The sequence below is a fragment of the Ramlibacter humi genome (assembly GCF_004681975.1).
In the GTDB taxonomy this organism is placed as follows: Bacteria; Pseudomonadota; Gammaproteobacteria; order Burkholderiales; family Burkholderiaceae_C; genus Ramlibacter; species Ramlibacter humi.
The window spans coordinates 63,984-82,888 of record NZ_SMLK01000002.1 but is presented as its reverse complement, the minus strand read 5'-3'; the positions used below and the strand labels follow the sequence as shown (position 1 = coordinate 82,888).

The following is an 18,905-nucleotide window of genomic DNA, read 5'->3' as shown; positions in this document are numbered from 1 at the left end:
AGCGTGCCCGACAGCGTCGCGTCTTCGTTGACCGAGACGCTCACGTTCGCACCCGTCGGGGCATCGTTCACCGGGTCCACCGTGATCGACACGGTGTAGGTGTTGGATGCCGAGCCGTCGCTCACCGTGTACGTGAAACTGTCGGCACCGTTGTAGTTGGCCGCAGGCGTGTAGACGTAGCTGCCGTCGGCGTTCACCACCACCGTGCCGTGGCTGGCGTTAGTGCCCAGGCTGTACGTCAAGCTGGCTGCAGGGCTGTCGATGTCCGTAACCGCGGGCAGCGTGCCGATGTAGGCCGTGTCTTCGTCGGTCGTGACCGTGTCGTTCGCGGCCACCGGCGCGTCGTTCACCGGCGTCACGTTGATCGACACCGTGTACGTCACGCTGCTGGCGGCCCCGTCGCTCACTGTGTACGTGAAGCTGTCGGCGCCGTTGTAGTCTGCTGCCGGCTTGTACGTGTACGTGCCGTCCGCGTTGAACGCCAGCGAACCATGCGTCGGGCCCGTGCCCAGCACGTAGCTCAGGCTGGCCGTGGGCGTGTCCACGTCGGCCGCGGTCGTGAGCGCTCCGTTCAGCGTGCCGTCCTCAGCCACCGTGACGTTCACGTCGGCACCCGTCGGGGCATCGTTCACCGGGTTCACGGCGATCGTCACCGTGCCCGTCGTGGTCGTCGTGCCGTCGTACACGTCGTACGTGAACAGATAGTTACCCCCGCTGGCGATCTCCGCCGGCGCGTCGTACACCAACCCCTGCAGTTGCGCGATCGTCAGCACCGTGCCGTTCGCGACCACCGCACCGTCAGCCCGCTTGACCGTACCTGCAGCCGGAAGCCCGGTCACCGTGATCACCAGCGTGTCGCCGTCGATGTCCGTGGGAGCTGACAGGCTGAATGCGTTGCCGGTGCTTTCTTCGTTGACCGAAACCGTCTTGGAGTCCGCGACAGGCGCATCGTTCACCGACGTGATGTTCACCGACACCGTGTACGTGTTCGACAGCGTGCCGTCGCTCACCGTGTACGTGAAGCTGTCGCTGCCGTGGTAATCGGCGGCCGGCGAGTACGTGTACGTGCCGTCCGCATTCACCACCACGCTGCCATGTGTGGCGTTCGACCCCAGGCTGTACGTCAGCGACGGGCCGTCCGGGTCCGTCGCCACCGGCAGGCTGCCGCTGAACGCGGTGTCTTCCGCCGTCGTGATGCTCGTGTTGCTGGCCACCGGCGCGTCATTCACCGGCACCACGTTGATCGACACCGTGTATGTCTGCGGCGCCACACCGTCCGTCACCGTGTACGTGAAGCTGTCGCTGCCGTTGTAGTCGGCCGCCGGCGTGTACGTGTACGTGCCGGCGGCGTTCACGACCACCGTGCCGTGCGAAGGACCGCTCGCCAGGCTGTACGTCAGCGTGTCGCCATCGACGTCCATCGCCGTCAGCGTGCCGCCCACCGGTGTGTCCTCGTTGGTCGACACGCTGCTGTTCGCGCCCACCGGCGCGTCGTTCACCGGCGTCACCGCGACCACGACCGTGTAGGTGCGCGTGGCGATGCCGTCCGTGACCGTGTAGGTGAAGCTGTCGCTGCCGTTGTAGTCGGCGTTCGGCGTGTACGTGTACGTGCCGTCGGCGTTCACCACGGCCGTGCCGTGCGACGCGGCCGAGCCCAGGCCGAAGGTCAGCGAAGGGCCGTCGACGTCGGTCGCGGTGAACTGACCGGCCAGCGGCGTGTCCTCGGCGGTGGACGTCGTGACGTTGGCGCCCACCGGCGCGTCGTTCACCGGCGTGACGGTGATGGCCACCGAACCGCTGGTGGTGGCGTGGCCGTCGAAGACGTCGTAGGTGAAGCTGTAGCTGCCCGTGCCCAGCTGGTCGGCGGGCGCGTCGTAAACCAGGCCCTGCAGCTGGGAGATCGTCAGCACCGTGCCGTTGGTGATCACCGTGCCGTCCGCACGCTTGACCGTGCCGGCCAGCGGAACGCCCGTCACCGTGATGACCAGCGTGTCGTTCTCCACGTCCGTAGGAGCGGCCAGATTGAACAGCGTGCCGGTGCTTTCCTCGGCCACGGTGATGGACTTGCTGTCCACCACCGGCGCGTCGTTCACCGGCGTGACGTTGATCGACACGGTGTAGACGGCGCTGCTGTCCGTGCCATCGCTCACCGTGTAGGTGAAGCTGTCGGCGCCGTTGTAGTCGACCGCAGGCGTGTAGGTGTACGTGCCGTCAGCGTTGAACGCGAGCGACCCGTGTGCCGGCCCGGTCCCCTGGACGTAGCTCAGGCTGGCGGCCGGGCTGTCGATATCAGCCGCAGTCGTCAATGCACCGCTGTACGCCGTGTCTTCGTTCGTGCTGATGCTGACGTTCGCGCCCGTCGGGGCGTCGTTCACCGCGTTGATGGTGATCGACACCGTGTACGTGTTGCTCAGCGAACCGTCGCTGACGGTGTACGTGAAACTGTCGGCCCCGTTGTAGTTGGCCGCAGGCGTGTACGTGTATGTGCCGTCGGCATTCACCACCACTGCGCCGTGGTTGGCGTTGGTGCCCAGGCTGTACGTCAAGCTCGCCGCAGGAGAATCAATGTCCGTAGCGGTCGGCAGCGTTCCGCTGTAGACCGTGTCTTCGTTCGTCGAGACCGTGTCGTTCGAGGCCGTCGGCGCGTCGTTCACCGGGTTGACGGTGATCGACACCGTGTACGTCGCGCTCGTCAGCGAACCGTCGGAGACGGTGTACGTGAAGCTGTCGGCGCCGTTGTAGTCGGCGGTCGGCTTGTACGTGTACGTGCCGTCCGCGTTGAAAGCCAGCGAACCGTGCATGGGGCCCGTGCCCAGCACGTAGCTCAGGCTGGCCGTGAGCGTGTCCACGTCGGCCGCAGTCGTGAGCGCTCCGTTCAGCGTCCCATCTTCGGCCACCGTGACGTTCGCGTCGGCACCCGTCGGCGCATCGTTCACCGGATTCACCGCGATCGTCACCGTGCCGGTGGTGGTCGTCGTGCCGTCGTAGACGTCGTAGGTGAAGGTGTAGTTGGTCGCGCTCGCCAGTTCGGTCGGTGCGTCATAGACCAGGCCTTGCAGTTGCGCGATCGTCAGCACCGTGCCGTTGGTGATCACCGTGCCGTCGGCGCGCTTGACCTGGCCAACCGCGGGAATGCCCGTCACCGTGATGACCAGCGTGTCGCCGTCCACGTCCGTGGGAGCTGACAGGCTGAACTGCGTGCCGGTGCTTTCCTCATCGACCGCGATGGACTTGCTGTCCACCACCGGCGCGTCGTTCACCGACGTGACGTTCACCGACACCGTGTACGTGTTCGACAGCGTGCCGTCGCTCACCGTGTACGTGAAGCTGTCGCTGCCGTGGTAGTCCGCGGCCGGCGAGTACGTGTACGTGCCGTCCGCGTTCACCACCACACTGCCGTGCGAGGCGGCGGAGCCCAGGTTGTAGGTCAGCGCGTCGCCGTCGGCATCGGTCGCCACCGGCAGCGTGCCGGCGAACGGCGTGTCCTCGTCAGTCGTGATGCTCGTGCCCGAACCCACCGGCGCGTCGTTCACCGGTGTGACGGTCAGCGAGACCGTATAGGCCATCGTCACCGTGCCGTCGGTCACGGTGTAGGTGAAGCTGTCGGGCCCGTTGTAGTTGGCCGCGGGCGTGTACGTGTACGTGCCGTCGGCGTTCACCACCACCGTGCCGTGGTTGGCGCCGGTGCCCAGGCCGTACGTCACGGTATCGCCGTCCACGTCGGTGGCGGCCGGCAGCGTGCTGCTCAGCGGCGTGTCCTCGGCCGTCGTGGCCGTGGTGTTGGATGCCACCGGGGCATCGTTCACCGGCAGCACCGTAAGGCTGACCGTGTAGGTGTTCGACAGCGCGCCGTCGCTCACCGTGTACGTGAAGCTGTCGGTGCCGTTGTAGTCGGCCGCAGGCGTGTAGACGTAGGTGCCGTCGGCGTTCACCACCACGTTGCCGTGCGCGGCGTTCGCGCCCAGGCTGTACGTCAGCGACGGGCCGTCCGGGTCCGTGGCGGCCGGCAGGCTACCGCTCAGCGGCGTGTCTTCGGCCGTGGTGGCGCTGGCATCCGAGGCCACCGGTGCGTCGTTCACCGGCGTCACCGTGATGGCCACCGAGCCGCTGACCGTGGCCGTGCCGTCGAAGACGCTGTAGGTGAAGGCGTAGTGGCCCGTGCCCGTCTGGTCGGCAGGGGCGTCGTACTGCAGGCCTTGCAGCTGCGCGATCGTCAGGACCGTGCCGTTGGTGACCAAGGTGCCGTCGGAGCGCTTCACGGTGCCGGCCGCGGGCACGCCCGTGACCGTGATGACCAGCGCGTCGTTGTCCGCGTCGGTCGGCGCCGCCAGGTTGAACAGGGTGCCCGCGCTTTCTTCGGCGACCGTGATGGAACCGCTGGACACCACCGGCGCGTCGTTCACCGAAGCGATCGTGAGCGTCACCGTGTAGGTCCGGACGATGGAACCGTCGGTCACCGTGTAGGTGAAGCTGTCGGAGCCGTGGTAGTCCGCCGCGGGCGTGTAGGTGTACGTGCCGTCCGGGTTGACCGTGACGGTGCCGTGGCCGGCGCCGGTGCCCAGCGCGTACGTCAGCGTCGGGCTGTCCACGTCCATGGCCACCGGCAGCGTGCCGTTCAGCGGCGTGTCTTCGTCGGTCGCGCCCGTGCCGTCCGCGCCCACCGGCGCGTCGTTCACCGGGTTGACCGTGATCGCCACCGAGCCGGCGACCGTCGCCGTGCCGTCGAAGACCGTGTAGGTGAAGCCGAAGCTGCCCGTGCCCGATTGCTCGGCCGGGGCGTCGTACACCAGGCCCTGCAGCTGGCCGGCCGTCAGCGTCATGCCGTTGGTGACCACCGTCCCGTCGGGTCGCTTGACGGTGCCGGCCGTGGGCAGGCCGGTGACCGTGATCACCAGCGTGTCGCCATCGGCATCCGTCGGCGCGGACAGGCCCAGGCTGGTGCCCGTGCTTTCCTCGTCGACCGTGATCGTGCCGCTCGACACCACAGGCAGGTCGTTCACCGACGTCACGCCGACCGTGACCGTGTAGCTGCGGGTGACGGTGCCGTCGCTCACCGTGTAGGTGAAGCTGTCGCTGCCGTGGAAGTTGGCGTCGGGCGTGTAGGTGTACGCGCGCGTCGTGGGATCGAGCGTCACCACGCCGTGCGAGGGGTTTGTGCCCACGCCGTACGTCAGGATATCGCCGTCCACGTCGGTGGCCGCGGGCAGGTTGCCGCTGAAAGGTGTGTCCTCGTCCGTCGTGATGCTGATGTCGCTGCCCACCGGCGCGTCGTTCACCGACGTCACGCCCACCGTCACCGTGTAGGTGCTGGTGAACGTGCCGTCGCTCACCGTGTAGGTGAAGGTGTCCGGGCCGTTGTAGTCGGCGTTCGGCGTGTACGTGTACGTGCCGTCCGGGTTGACCGTCACCGTGCCGTGCGCGGCGGGAGTGCCCAGGCCGTAGGTCAGCGGGTCGCCGTCGGCGTCGGTCGCCGCCGGCAGCGTGCCGGTCCTGGGCGTGTCCTCGGCAGTCGTGATGGCCGTGCCGGAACCGGCCGGCGCGTTGTCGTTCAGGTTCGTGACGTTCAGCGTCACGTTCACGCTGTCCGACCAGTTGCCCGCCGCGTCGCGCGCCTGCAGCGCGTAGCTGAAGCTGTTGGGCGCGATCTCGTAGTCGTTCGTCGCCGCACCGGCGGCGGCGCCCAGTGCCGTGAGCGTGATCTGGCCGTTGGCGGCGATCTGGTAGTAGCCGTCCGCGCTGGTCGTGCTGTTGTTGGCCGCGAAGCGCCAGCCGGTGACGCCCACCGCGTCGGTGGCGGCGGCGGTGCCCACCACCTGGCCGGCGCTGCGATTCTCGGCGTAGCTGAAGCTCTGGCCGGGGTCGACCACCGGGGCTGTGTCGTCCACGTCGGTGACGTGCAGCACCACCGTGGCCGAAGCGGACCAGTTGCCGGCCGCGTCGCCCGCCTGCACCTGCAGGCTGAAGGCGTTGGGCAGCGTCTCGAAGTCGTTGGCCGCGGAGAACACCGCGGCGCCCGCCGTCGTCAGCGAGATGTGGCCGGCGGCGTCGATGCGGAAGTAGCCGTCGTCGCTGACCGGGCCGCCGTTGGAGAAGCGGAAGCCGGTGACCGCGCGGTTGTCGGTGGCCGTGACGGTGGCCAGCGTGGCGCCGGCCGACTGGTTCTCGGCGTAGCTGTAGTCCTGACTGGCGCCCACCACCGGCGCGGTAATGTCGTCCGCCACCACCACCGTCACCGTGGCCGTGGCGTTGCCGCCGGTGCCGTCCGTGACGCTGTAGCTGAACGTCGTGGTGCCGCTGTAGCCGAAGGTCGGCGCGAAGGTCAGCGTGCCGTCGGCATTGCGGGTGACCGTGCCGTGCGACACGTTGATCGTGCCGCCGACCGCGAGGTTCTGCCCATTGACCTGCGTGATCGCCAGGCTGGTCTCGGCATCCGAGTCGTTGGCCAGCACGTTGACCACCACGGGGGTGTCCGCCACGGTGCCGACGGTGTCGTTGGCGGCCAGCGGCGTGTCGTTGGTGCCGGTGATGCTGATCGTCAGCGTGTCGGTGGCATCCACCGTGCCGTCGGTCACGCGGAACGTGAACACCTGGTTGGGCGCGTTGGCCGCCAGCGCGTTGATGGCCGCCGAGTCCGGGACGAACACGTAGTCCAGCGTGGTGTCGTTGAACCAGAGCGTGCCGTACGGGTTGTCCACCCGGTGCGTGTAAGGCACGCCGCCGATGCTCTGCGCATCGGCCACCGCGCCGTCCACCGAGTAGGTCAGCGTCTCGGGGCTGTCGCGGTCGGAGCCGCTCAGCGTGCCCGTCACCGCGCTGAAGGAGTCGTCCGCGGCCGTGTCGTTCAGCGTGGCCGTGGTCGTGCTGGCGCTGACCGTGGGCGTGTCGTTCGCGCCCGCGATGTTCACCGTCAGCGAATTGCTCGAGCTGCTGTTGCCGTCGCTGACCGTGACCGTGAAGACGTCCGTGGCCGGGCCCTTGACGGCTTCGATCGCGGTGTCGTTGGGCGTGTAGACCCAGACCCCGCTGGCCTTGGTCACCACCAGGGTGCCGTAGGCGCCCACCAGCGTGACCGTGGTGCCGTCGTCCGTGCCGCCGGCGACGCCGTACTCCAGCGTGCCGCTTTCGGCGTCGGTGCCGGCCAGTACGCCGCCGCGCACGGCGAACGTGTCGTCGGCCGCCGTGTCGACATAGGTGCCCGCCGCGACCGCAGCCACCGTGGGCGTGTCGTCGGCGGCAGTGATGTTCACCGTGAAGGTGGCATCGGCCGTGGCGAGCGAGCCGTCGGTGACCCGGAACGTGAACTGCGAGGCGGGCGGGTTGCTGCCCAGCGCGTTGATCGCCGCGGCGTCGGCCACGAAGCGGTAGGCCAGCGTGGAGCTGTTGAACCACAGCGTTCCGTAGGTGTCGACCACCTTGTGCGTGTAAGCCACGCTGTTGACGACTTGCGCGTCGGCCGTGGCGCCGACCAGCGAGTAGGTCAGCGTCTCCGGGTTGTCGCGGTCCGCGCCGCTCACGGTGCCCGTGATGTCGGTGAAGAGGTCGTTCGCCGCGGTGTCGGTCAGCGTGGCCGTGGGCACGCTGACGCTGATGCCAGGCGTGTCGTTGGTGCCGGTGATGTTGACCGTCAGCGACGAGGTGCCGGTGAGCGCGCCGTCGCTCACGGTCACCGTGAACACGTCGGACGCATTGGTCTTGCGCGCTTCGATGGCGGCATCGTTCGGCGTGTAGGTCCAGGCGCCTGAGGCCTTGGTGACCACCAGCGTGCCGTAGGCGCCCGCGTAGGTGACCGTGGTGCCGTTGTCCGTGCCGCCCTGGATGCCGTAGGTCAGCGAGCTGCTGTCCACGTCGGCGCCCACCAGCGTGCCGGAGTGGGCCGTGAACATGTCGTCGGCCGCCGTGTCGATGTAGGTGCCGCCATCGACGCCGGCGATGGTGGGCGCGTCGTTGACGGGGATGACGGTGACGGTGGAGGCGATGGACAGCGCCTGGGTGTCCGCGCCGCTGTTGGCGATGCCGCCGCTGTCCTGGATCGATGCCAGCGTGAACACGCGGCTGCCCGCAGTCGGGTTGTCGACGTTGGTGTTCTGGTACTGGATGCCGTTGACCAGCGTTTGCACGTTGGCCGTCGAAACGCCAGCCGCCTTCGTCAGCGTCACCGTGGCCGTGGAACCGGTCACGGTGACCGTGTAGGTCATGCCGTTCGTGGCAGTGGTGCCGGTCGCGCCATTGGTCAGCGAGAAAGCCGTACCGTCGACGGTCACCCTCTCGTTGGCCGCATCGGCGAGGCCGGACACCGTGAACTTCAGGCCGATGATCGACTGCGCTGCCTCGATCGCGGAGACCGAGGCGCCGCTGAACACCGTCACCGCCGCGCCCTGCGCCGGGCCGGCGCCTTCGGTGAACGTCGGATCCACCCCCGTCGCGGTCAGCGTCGGCGCGTCGTTCACCGGCGTCACCGTGACGTTCGAGCCGATCGACAGTGCCGTCGTATCGGCGCCGCCGTTGGCGACGCCACCACTGTCCTTGACCTGTGTGAGGGTGAACGTGCGCGTGCCCGCCGTCGGGTCGTTCACGCTCGTGTTCTGGTATTGGATGCCGTTGACCAGCGTCTGCACGTTGGCCATCGAAACGCCGGCCGCCTTCGTCAGCGTCACCGTCGCGGTAGAACCCGTCACGCTGACCGTGTAGGTCATGCCGTTCGTCGCCGTCGTGCCGGTCGTCGAGTTGGTCAGCGAGAACGTGGTGCCGTCGACGGTCACCTTCTCGTTGGCCGCGTCGGCCAGGCCGGATACCGTGAAAGTCAGCCCGATGATGGACTGCGCCGCTTCGATCGCCGAGACCGAGGCGCCGCTGAATACCGTCACCGCAGCGCCCTGGGTCGTGCCCGCCCCTTCCTGGAACGCCGGGTTCGCCCCCGTCGCGGTCAGCGTCGGGGCATCGTTGACGGCGATCACCGTCACGTTGGAGGCGATGGACAACGCCGTCGTGTCTGCACCGCTGTTCGCGATGCCGCCCGAGTCCTGAATGGACGTCAGCGTGAACGTGCGCGTGCCCGCGGTCGGGTCGTTCACACTCGTGTTCTGGTACTGGATCGCGTTGACCAGCCCCGCGATGTTGGCTGTCGAGACTCCGGCCGCCTTGATCAGGGTCACCGTCGCGGTGGAGCCTGTCACGCTGACCGTGTAGGTCATGCCGTTCGCCGCAGTCGTGCCCGTTGCGCCGTTGGTCAGCGAGAACGTCGTGCCGTCGACCGTCACCTTTTCATTCGCGGCATCGGCCAGACCGGATACCGTGAAAGTCAGCCCGATGATCGACTGTGCAGACTCGATCGCCGAGACCGAGGCGCCGCTGAACACCGTCACCGCAACGCCCTGGGTCGTGCCCGCTCCCTCCTGGAACGCCGGGTTCGCCCCCGTCGCGGTCAGCGTCGGGGCATCGTTGACGGCGGTCACCGTCACGTTGGAGGCGATGGACAGCGCCGTCGTGTCCGCACCACTGTTCGCAATGCCGCCCGAGTCCTGGACGGACGTCAGCGTGAACGTGCGCGTGCCCGCCGTCGGGTCATTCACGCTCGTGTTCTGGTATTGGATCCCGTTGACCAGCGCCGCCACGTTCGTCGTGGACACGCCGGCAGCCTTCGTCAGCGTCACCGTGGCCACGCCACTGACGACACTGACCGAGTAGCTCATGCCATTCGTGGCCGTCGTTCCGCTCGCGCCATTGGTCAGCGCGAACGTCGTGCCGTCAACCGTCACCTTTTCGTTTGCGGCGTCGGCCAGGCCGGACACCGTGAAGGTCAGGCCAATGATCGACTGTGCAGACTCGATCGTGGAGACCGAGGCACCACTGAACACGTTGACGGCCGCTCCTTGCGTCGTACCAGCACCTTCCTGGAACGTTGGGTTCGCACCCGTCGCGGTCAGCGTTGGCGCATCGTTGACGGCAGTCACCGTCACGTTGGACGCGATCGACAGTGCCGTCGTGTCGGCACCGCTGTTCGCGATGCCGCCGGAGTCCTGGATGGACGTCAGCGTGAACGTGCGCGTGCCCGCCGTCGGATCGTTCACGCTCGTGTTCTGGTACTGGATGCCGTTGACCAGCGTTTGCACGTTGGCCGTCGAAACGCCGGCCGCCTTCGTCAGCGTCACCGTGGCCACGCCACTGGCGACACTGACCGAGTAGCTCATGCCATTCGTGGCCGTCGTTCCGCTCGCGCCATTGCTCAGCGCGAACGTCGTGCCGTCAACCGTCACCTTTTCGTTCGCGGCGTCGGCCAGGCCGGACACCGTGAAGGTCAGGCCAATGATCGACTGCGCAGACTCGATCGCGGAGACCGAGGCGCCACTGAACACATTGACGGCCGCTCCTTGCGTCGTACCAGCACCTTCCTGGAACGTTGGGTTCGCGCCCGTCGCGGTCAGCGTTGGCGCATCGTTGACGGCAGTCACCGTCACGTTGGAAGCGATCGACAGTGCCGTCGTATCGGCACCGCTGTTGGCGATGCCGCCCGAGTCCTGAATGGACGTCAGCGTGAACGTGCGCGTGCCCGCTGTCGGGTCGTTCACGCTCGTGTTCTGGTACTGGATGCCGTTGACCAGCGTCTGCACGTTGGCCGTCGAAACGCCGGCAGCCTTCGTCAGCGTCACCGTCGCAGTGGAACCCGTCACGCTGACCGTGTAGGTCATGCCGTTCGCCGCAGTCGTGCCCGTTGCGCCGTTGGTCAACGAGAACGTCGTGCCGTCGACCGTCACCTTCTCATTCGCGGCATCGGCCAAGCCGGACACCGTGAAGGCCAGCCCGATGATCGACTGTGCAGACTCGATCGCGGAGACCGAGGCGCCACTGAACACGTTGACGGCCGCTCCTTGCGTCGTACCAGCGCCTTCCTGGAACGCCGGGTTCGCGCCCGTCGCGGTCAGCGTTGGCGCATCGTTGACGGCAGTCACCGTCACGTTGGAAGCGATGGCCAGCGCTGTCGTGTCCGCACCGCTGTTGGCAATGCCGCCCGAATCCTGGATGGACGTCAGCGTGAACGTGCGCATACCCGACGTCGGGTCGTTCACGCTCGTGTTCTGGTATTGGATCCCGTTGACCAGCGTTTGCACGTTGGCCGTGGCCACGCCCGCCGCTTTCGCCAGCGTCACCGTGGCCGTGGAACCGGTCACGCTGACCGTGTAGGTCATGCCGTTGGTCGTGGTCGTGCCCGTTGCGCCGTTGGTCAGCGAGAACGTCGTACCGTCGACCGTCACCTTCTCGTTCGCCGCGTCGGCCAGGCCGGACACCGTGAACGTCAGCCCCATGATGGACTGCGCCGCTTCGATCGCCGAAATCAAGGCGCCGCTGAACACCGTCACCGCAGCGCCCTGGGTCGTGCCCGCCCCTTCCTGGAACGCCGGATTCGCCCCCGTCGCGGTCAGCGTCGGGGCATCGTTCACCGGCGTGACCGTGACGTTCGAGCCGATCGACAGCGCCGTCGTATCGGCACCGCTGTTCGCGATACCGCCCGAGTCCTGAATCGATGTCAGCGTGAACGTGCGCGTACCCGCGGTCGGGTCGTTCACGCTCGTGTTCTGGTACTGGATGCCGTTGACCAGCGTTTGCACGTTGGCCGTGGCCACGCCCGCCGCTTTCGCCAGCGTCACCGTGGCCGTGGAACCGGTCACACTGACCGTGTAGGTCATGCCGTTCGTGGCCGTCGTGCCGGTCGCGCCGTTGGTCAGCGAGAACGTCGTTCCATCGACAGTGACCTTCTCGTTGGCCGCGTCGGCGAGGCCGGACACCGTGAACGTCAAGCCAATGATCGACTGCGCGGACTCGATCGCCGAAATCGAGGCGCCGCTGAACACCGTCACCGCGACGCCTTGCGTCGTACCGGTTCCCTCCTGGAACGTGGGGTTCGCGCCCGTGGCCGTGAGGGTCGGCGCGTCGTTCACCGGCGTCACGGTGACGTTCGAGCCGATCGACAGCGCCGTCGTATCGACGCCGCTGTTGGCGACGCCGCCACTGTCCTTGACCTGTGTGAGGGTGAACGTGCGCGTGCCCGCCGTCGGGTCATTCACGCTCGTGTTCTGGTACTGGATGCCGTTGACCAGCGTCTGCACGTTGGCCGTCGAAACGCCAGCCGCCTTCGTCAGGGTCACCGTCGCGGTGGAACCGGCCACGCTGACCGTGTAGGTCATGCCATTCGTGGCCGTCGTGCCGGTCGCGCCATTCGTCAGCGAGAACGTCGTGCCATCGACAGTCACCTTTTCATTCGCGGCGTCGGCCAAGCCAGACACCGTGAACGTCAGCCCGATGATCGACTGTGCAGACTCGATCGCCGAAACCGAGGCGCCGCTGAACACCGTCACCGCGGCGCCCTGGGTCGTGCCCGCCCCCTCCTGGAACGCGGGGTTCGCACCCGTCGCCGTCAGCGTCGGCGCATCGTTGACGGCGGTCACCGTCACGTTGGAGGCGATCGACAGTGCCGTCGTGTCGGCACCGCTGTTGGCGATGCCGCCCGAGTCCTGAATGGACGTCAGCGTGAACGTGCGCGTGCCCGCTGTCGGGTCGTTCACGCTCGTGTTCTGGTACTGGATTCCGTTGACCAGCGTCTGCACGTTGGCCGTCGAAACGCCGGCCGCCTTCGTCAGCGTCACCGTCGCGGTGGAACCCGTCACGCTGACCGTATAGGTCATGCCGTTCGTGGCCGTCGTGCCGCTCGCGCCGTTGATCAGCGAGAACGTCGTGCCGTCGACCGTCGCGGTCTCGCTGGCCCCGTCCACCAGCCCGGACACCGTGAACTTCAATCCGATGATCGACTGGTTTGCCTCGATCGTGTTGATCACGGCGCTGTTGAACACCGTGACCGCGGCGCCTTGCGTCGTGCCGCTGCCTTCCTGGAACGCCGGGTTGGCGCCGGTAGCGGTCAGCGTCGGCGCATCGTTGACGGCAGTTACCGTCACGTTGGACGCGATGGACAGCGCCGTCGTGTCGGCGCCGCTGTTGGCGATGCCGCCGGAGTCCTGGACGGACGTCAGCGTGAACGTGCGCGTGCCCGCCGTCGGGTCATTCACGCTCGTGTTCTGGTACTGGATCCCGTTGACCAGCGTCTGCATGTTGGCCGTCGAAACGCCAGCCGCCTTGGTCAGCGTCACCGTGGCGGTGGAGCCCGTCACGGTGACGGTGTAGGTCAGGCCGTTCGTAGCGGTGGTACCGGTGGTCGAGTTCGTCAGCGCGAACGTCGTGCCGTCGACCGTCACCTTCTCGTTCGCCGCGTCGGCCAACCCCGACACCGTGAAGGTCAGGCCGATGATCGACTGCGCAGACTCGATCGCGGAGACCGAGGCGCCGCTGAACACGTTGACGGCAGCTCCTTGCGTCGTGCCGCTGCCTTCCTGGAACGCCGGATTCGCCCCCGTCGCGGTCAGCGTCGGCGCATCGTTGACGGCCGTCACCGTCACGTTGGAAGCGATCGACAGCGCCGTCGTGTCGGCACCGCTGTTGGCAATGCCGCCGGAATCCTGGATGGACGTCAGCGTGAACGTGCGCGTGCCCGACGTCGGGTCATCCACGCTCGTGTTCTGGTATTGGATGCCGTTGACCAACGCCGCCACGTTCGTCGTGGACACGCCGGCCGCCTTCGTCAGCGTCACCGTGGCCGTCGAGCCCGTCACGCTGACCGTGTAGGTCATGCCATTGTTCGTGGTCGTGCCCGTTGCGCCGTTGGTCAACGAGAACGTCGTGCCGTCGACCGTCACCTTCTCGTTCGCCGCGTCGGCCAGGCCGGACACCGTGAACTTCAGGCCGATGATGGACTGCGCCGCTTCGATCGCCGAGACCGAGGCGCCGCTGAATACCGTCACCGCGGCGCCTTGCGTCGTACCGGCGCCTTCCTGGAACGCCGGATTGGCGCCCGTTGCGGTCAGCGTCGGCGCATCGTTCACCGACACCACCGTCACCGTCGAGGCGATCGACACCGCCTTGGTATCGACCCCGCTGTTGGCCGTGCCGCCCGTGTCCTTGATCGACGTCAGCGTGAACACCCTGTTGCCCGCCAGGGGCGCATCGATGTTCGTGTTCTGGTACCGGATCCCGTTGATCAGCCCGTTCACGACGGCCGTGCCCACCCCGCCCGCCTTGCCGATCGTCACCGTCGCCACGCCGCCGCTGACCGACACGGAGTACGACATGGCATTGGTGCCGGTCGTGCCCGACGTCAGGTCCGTCAGCGAGAACTGCGTTCCGTCGATCGTCACCTTCTCGTCCACGCCGTTCTGCAGGCCCGACACAGTGAAGACGAACGAGTCGATGCTCTGGCCCGCTTCGACCGTGCCCGCCGAGACCCCGCTGAACACGCTGACGGCGGCCGCCTGCGCGGAGCCGGCGGCTTCCGTGAACGCCGGGTTGGCGGCGGTGGCCGTCAGCGTCGGCGCATCGTTCACCGCCGTCACGTCGATGGTGGTGGTGGCGACGTTCGACGGCGTGGTGCCGTCCGTCACCTGCACCGTGATGACGCGCTGCGTGGTCGACGGATCGTCGGTCGTGTTCTCGAACGCGATCTGCTCGATGGTGTCCGCGTACACCTGCTTGCTGGCGGTGCCGGACAAGGTGATGGTGTTGCCGGACCGGGTCCAGCCGATGCCGTTGAGCGTTCCGCTGGCGCCGGCGGAGCCGCCGACCAGCAGGCGGTCGCCCGTCTGGGCATTGGTCAGCGTGATGGTCGCGCCGGTCAGGTTGGCCGAGGCGACGCTGTAGACCGAGCTGTCGGTGTCCGCGATCGGCACCGGGGTGCCGTTCTCGGTGTACGTGGCGCTCCAGCCGTTGTCCTTCAGGTCGACGACGGTCGTCGTGGCGACGCTGGTGGCCGTGTTGCCCACCACCACGTTGTCGATGGCGATGCGGTCGGCGCTGGCGTTGTTGGTGGTGCCGTGGCCGCGCCGGAACGACAGGGTGCCGCTCGCACTGGTCGGCGTGCCCAGGTTGAGCACGACGTTCTGCAACGTGCCGGTGGTGGCGTTGCCCACACCCGTGGTCGGCAGCGTGTTGCCGGCAGTGACGCCGGCCGCCAGCGTCCACGTTCCGGTGGTATTGCTGGTTCCGGTCGTGAACGTCGCCAGCAGGACGTTGTTGTAGTAGACCGTGAGCGTATTGTTGCGGCCGTTGGTGTTGTTGTCCCAGGCGATGTCGAAGCTGATCGAGGTGATCGCGTTCGTCGTCACCGTGGTGACCTGGGTAAGCTGGTTGCCGTCGGACGAGTACGTGGTGCTGGTACTGGTTGCGGGGACCGTGATCGCCTGCTCCAGGCGCGAGCTTTCGACGCCGCTGCTGTTGGCGCCCCACACGTAACGCGTGTCGCCGGTGGCCTGCGCGCCCCCCTCTGCCGCGCCGGCTGCCTCGGTCCAGCCCGAGGGCGCCGCGCCTGCGGCGGTGGCGTTCATCGTGCTGCTCGCGGCGGTCAGCAGGTTGGTCGTCGCGGTGGTCGGCGCACCCGGGACCGGCGTGTACGTCGAGTTCAGGTCCAGGACGTTGTTCGAGAGGACGGAAACCGAAATGGTGTCGGTGTCCGTCAGGGTGCCGCCGCTGCCCGTGTTTCCCAGGTCACTGGTGACGATGGTGATCGTGCGCGTGCCGGTGGTGGCCGGCGTGTACTGCAGGCCGGCCAGCGCGGCGTTGATCGCAGTGATGGTGCCCCGCACGGTCACCGCGGCGCTGTTGTTCGCGCCGGCCGTGATGGTCAGTCCGGTGGTGCCCGAGAGCGTGAGCACGCCCGCATCCACCGACAGCGCCACCTGGACGGTGCTGGTACCCGCATCGACGTCGCTGATGCTGATCAGGTTGCCGTTGGCGGCCGAGAACGTGATCGGCGCGTTGGCAACGGTCGACTGCGCGCCCGGCACGCCGTTGACCGGCGCGTCGTTCACCGCCGCCACGTTCACCGTCATCGTGCGGGCGGTGAGGTCGGTGGCGTTGGCGTTCTGGACCTTGAAGGTGAAGTTGCCGTAGTTGTTGCCGTTGGCGTCCGCCGCGGGGGTGAACTGGAGGTTGCCCGCGGTGATGTCGCCGATCGCGATGACCTGCCCGGCCGTCACGGCCACGCCGTTGAGCAGCAGCGCGCCCCCGCCCGGCAGCGTGTTGATCAGCACGCCCGTCATCGGGTCGGATTCGACGTCCGAATAGCCGAAGTTCGCGACGGTGAAGACGTAGCTGGTGTCCTCGTTGGTAGCGACCGTGGTGTTGGTGCCCGTCGGCGCATCGTCCACCGGCAGAACGGTGATGGCGACCGTGTCCGTGTCGGTCAGCGTGCCGCCGCTGCCGCTGGCGCCGAGGTCGCTGGTGAAGATGGTGAGCGTCGCGCCGCCGTTGTAGTTCAGCGTCGGCGAGTAGGACATGCCGGCAAGCGCCGCGTTGATGCTCGCCTGCGTGCCGGTGATCGTCATCGTGGACGTGCCGTTGGCGCCGGCGTTGAACGTCAGCCCCGTCGTACCCGACAGGGTGAGGGTGCCGTTGGTCACGGTCAGCTGGACCTGGACCGTGGCCGCGTCCGGGTCGTTGACGCCGATGCGGTTGCCGTTGGCGGTGGAGAACACCAGCGGGGTGTCCTCGTTGATCGTCTGCGCGGCCGGCACGGTGTTCACCGGCGGGTCGTTGAACGCCGTCAGCGCGATCAGGCTGCGCGCCTCGTTGCCTTCGGTGCCGCCCGAGTCGACCAGCGTCGCGCCGACGGTCACGGTGCCACGGGAGCCAACGACGGTGGGGTCGTCTCCGTTGTTGTGGTACCGGATCGTGTTGATCAGGTTCTGGTACGCCGGCTTGGAAGCCACGCCCGTCAGCGTCAGCACGCCGGTGGCGGAGTCGTAGGCCGCGGTGATGCCGCCGGCCGCCGCCACGGCGGCGTCCCACGTCAGCATGTCGCCCGCGGCGAAGTTGCGCACCACCACGCGGCCGCTGCCCATGTTGGTGGTGTCGGGGTCGGTGATCAGCGAGTTGGCGGTCGCGGCGATCAGCACGCCGGTGTTGTCGCCTTCGGTGTACGAGTTGGACGAGCCGGTGGGCTGGGCGCTCACCTGGAGGTCGTCGACGTAGAAGTACGCCGCTGCGCCGTTGTAGCTGGTGGAGCCGGACACACGGAACCGGATGACGGTGTTGCTCGACTCGTAGCCCGAGATGTCGACAGTCTGCGCCGAGAGCGTCGCGATGCTGCCGGTGTACGTCTTCAGCAGCGTGTAGTTGGCGCCGCCATTGCGCGAAATCTCCAGCACCACGGAGTCGGTGGCGGCGACACCCGTGTTGATGAGGTTGAAGGTCAGGACCGAGTTCGAATACGCCGACAGATCGACCTGGCGGCTGGCGCCGGTGTAGTGATCCGGCGTGCTCGAGTTGTTCAGGCGCAGCGCGTAGTTCACCGCCGCGGTCGGGTCGCGGTCGCCGACCTGCACGTTGCCGGCGGTCGCGCCCGCGCCGCCGGCGGCGGTGTCGGTTTCGACCCATCCCGTGGCCCACGGGATGGCGCCGGTGCTGGCGTTGGTGTAACTCTGGGTGGTGAACGTGTCGCCCACGATGGCCGGCGTGGCGCTGCTGGCGTCCAGGTCCAGGATGGGCGGGTTCAGCTGCGTGCCCATGAACGTGATGTCATGCAGCGTCACCAGCGTCGTGTTGGCCGTGCCGGTGTACGTGAACGAGATCGACTGGATGTCGTTCACGTTGAAGTACACGTACAGGTTGCCGCTCGACGAAGTCGCGGTGGCGTCGTTGCCCGCGCCGCGGCCGGAAACGGTGACGCTGGTGCCGGTGCCGGGGGTACCCGCGCTGATCCGGTTGTACGCGCTGGTGGCCACCTGCGTCGGCGAGATCGTCGTGCCGTCCTTCAGCTTGGCGGAGAAGACGGCCGTTTCCGAGTTGTCGACGTCGAAGAGCGAGAAGCCGACGTTGCTGACCCCGCCGCCCGGCTGCCCCGAGAAGTTGATCGTGATCGTGTTCGAACCCGTGGAGCCGACAGTGAACTGCAGGGCGTTCTGCGCGGGGCTCAGGCCGCCCGTGTAGCTGTTGGACAGCGTCGGATCGCCGAAGGCGGCCGCGTTCAGGCTGATCGTGACGGGATAGCCGTCGACCGTGTAGCTGTTGGAGAGCGAGCCCGTGGGCCACGTGCCCACCGCGTCGAAGTCCAGCGTGCGCAGCGCCAGCACGCTGTGGAACGCCGCCTGGCCGGCATCGGTGATGGCGATGTCGGCTTCGATGGAGCCCGTGTGCTTTTCCAGCACCCAGTCGGCCTTGTAGTCCTGGTGGCCGGTGCTGTTGTCGCTGGCCGCGACGTCGGCGCCGGTCAGGGCGGCGACTTCCTGCACGAAGCGTTCGCCGGCGCTGCCGGCGCCGATGTCGCAGCCGTACAGCAGCAGGTCGCCGTCGGCCGTCAGCGACTGGCCGATGGCTTCCAGCTGGGGCTGCAACTGGGCGATGGTGTCGGCGGTGTACGAGACACCGCCCAGGATCAGCGTGCCGGCCTGGCCGTGGCTGATGATGTGCACCGCGTCGAGGTTGGTCTCGCCCTTCAGCGCGTCGGCGATCTGCTGCAGGCCGTCCTGGGCGGGGTTCAGCACGACGACCCGGGCAGACGGATTGCGGATGGACTCCAGGATGACCTGGTAGTCGGGCACGGTGGAGTCGACGAAGATGACTTCGTGGCGCGCCGCGGGCGCGGCGGCTTGCGAAACGTCGGCGGGCTTCTCGGCGGCCTTCTCGGCTGCCGGGGCGACGGCGGGCGCCGCGGCCGCGGCGGCGGCTTCGGTCTTTTCAGCCGTGCGGGCGGCTTCGGCGGCTTGGGCCGCTGCGGCGGCGGCTGCAACGGCATCGGCGATGGCGGACGCGTCCTGCGGTTTGGACGCGACATCCGCAGCCAGTGCCCCGTCGAACAGGACACGCGGCTCCAA

Annotated in this window: 1 protein-coding gene (only partly in view); it reads right to left on the bottom strand. The window is 67.8% G+C overall.

Features of this window, described 5'->3' with window-relative positions; genetic code table 11:
- Positions 1 to 18,905 carry the 5' portion of a tandem-95 repeat protein gene (locus EZ216_RS07825; RefSeq protein WP_135249196.1) on the bottom strand. 11,401 nt of this gene lie to the left of the window's left edge, so the window shows 18,905 of its 30,306 coding nt (coding positions 1-18,905); the start codon lies at positions 18,903 to 18,905; its stop codon lies beyond the left edge, outside the window.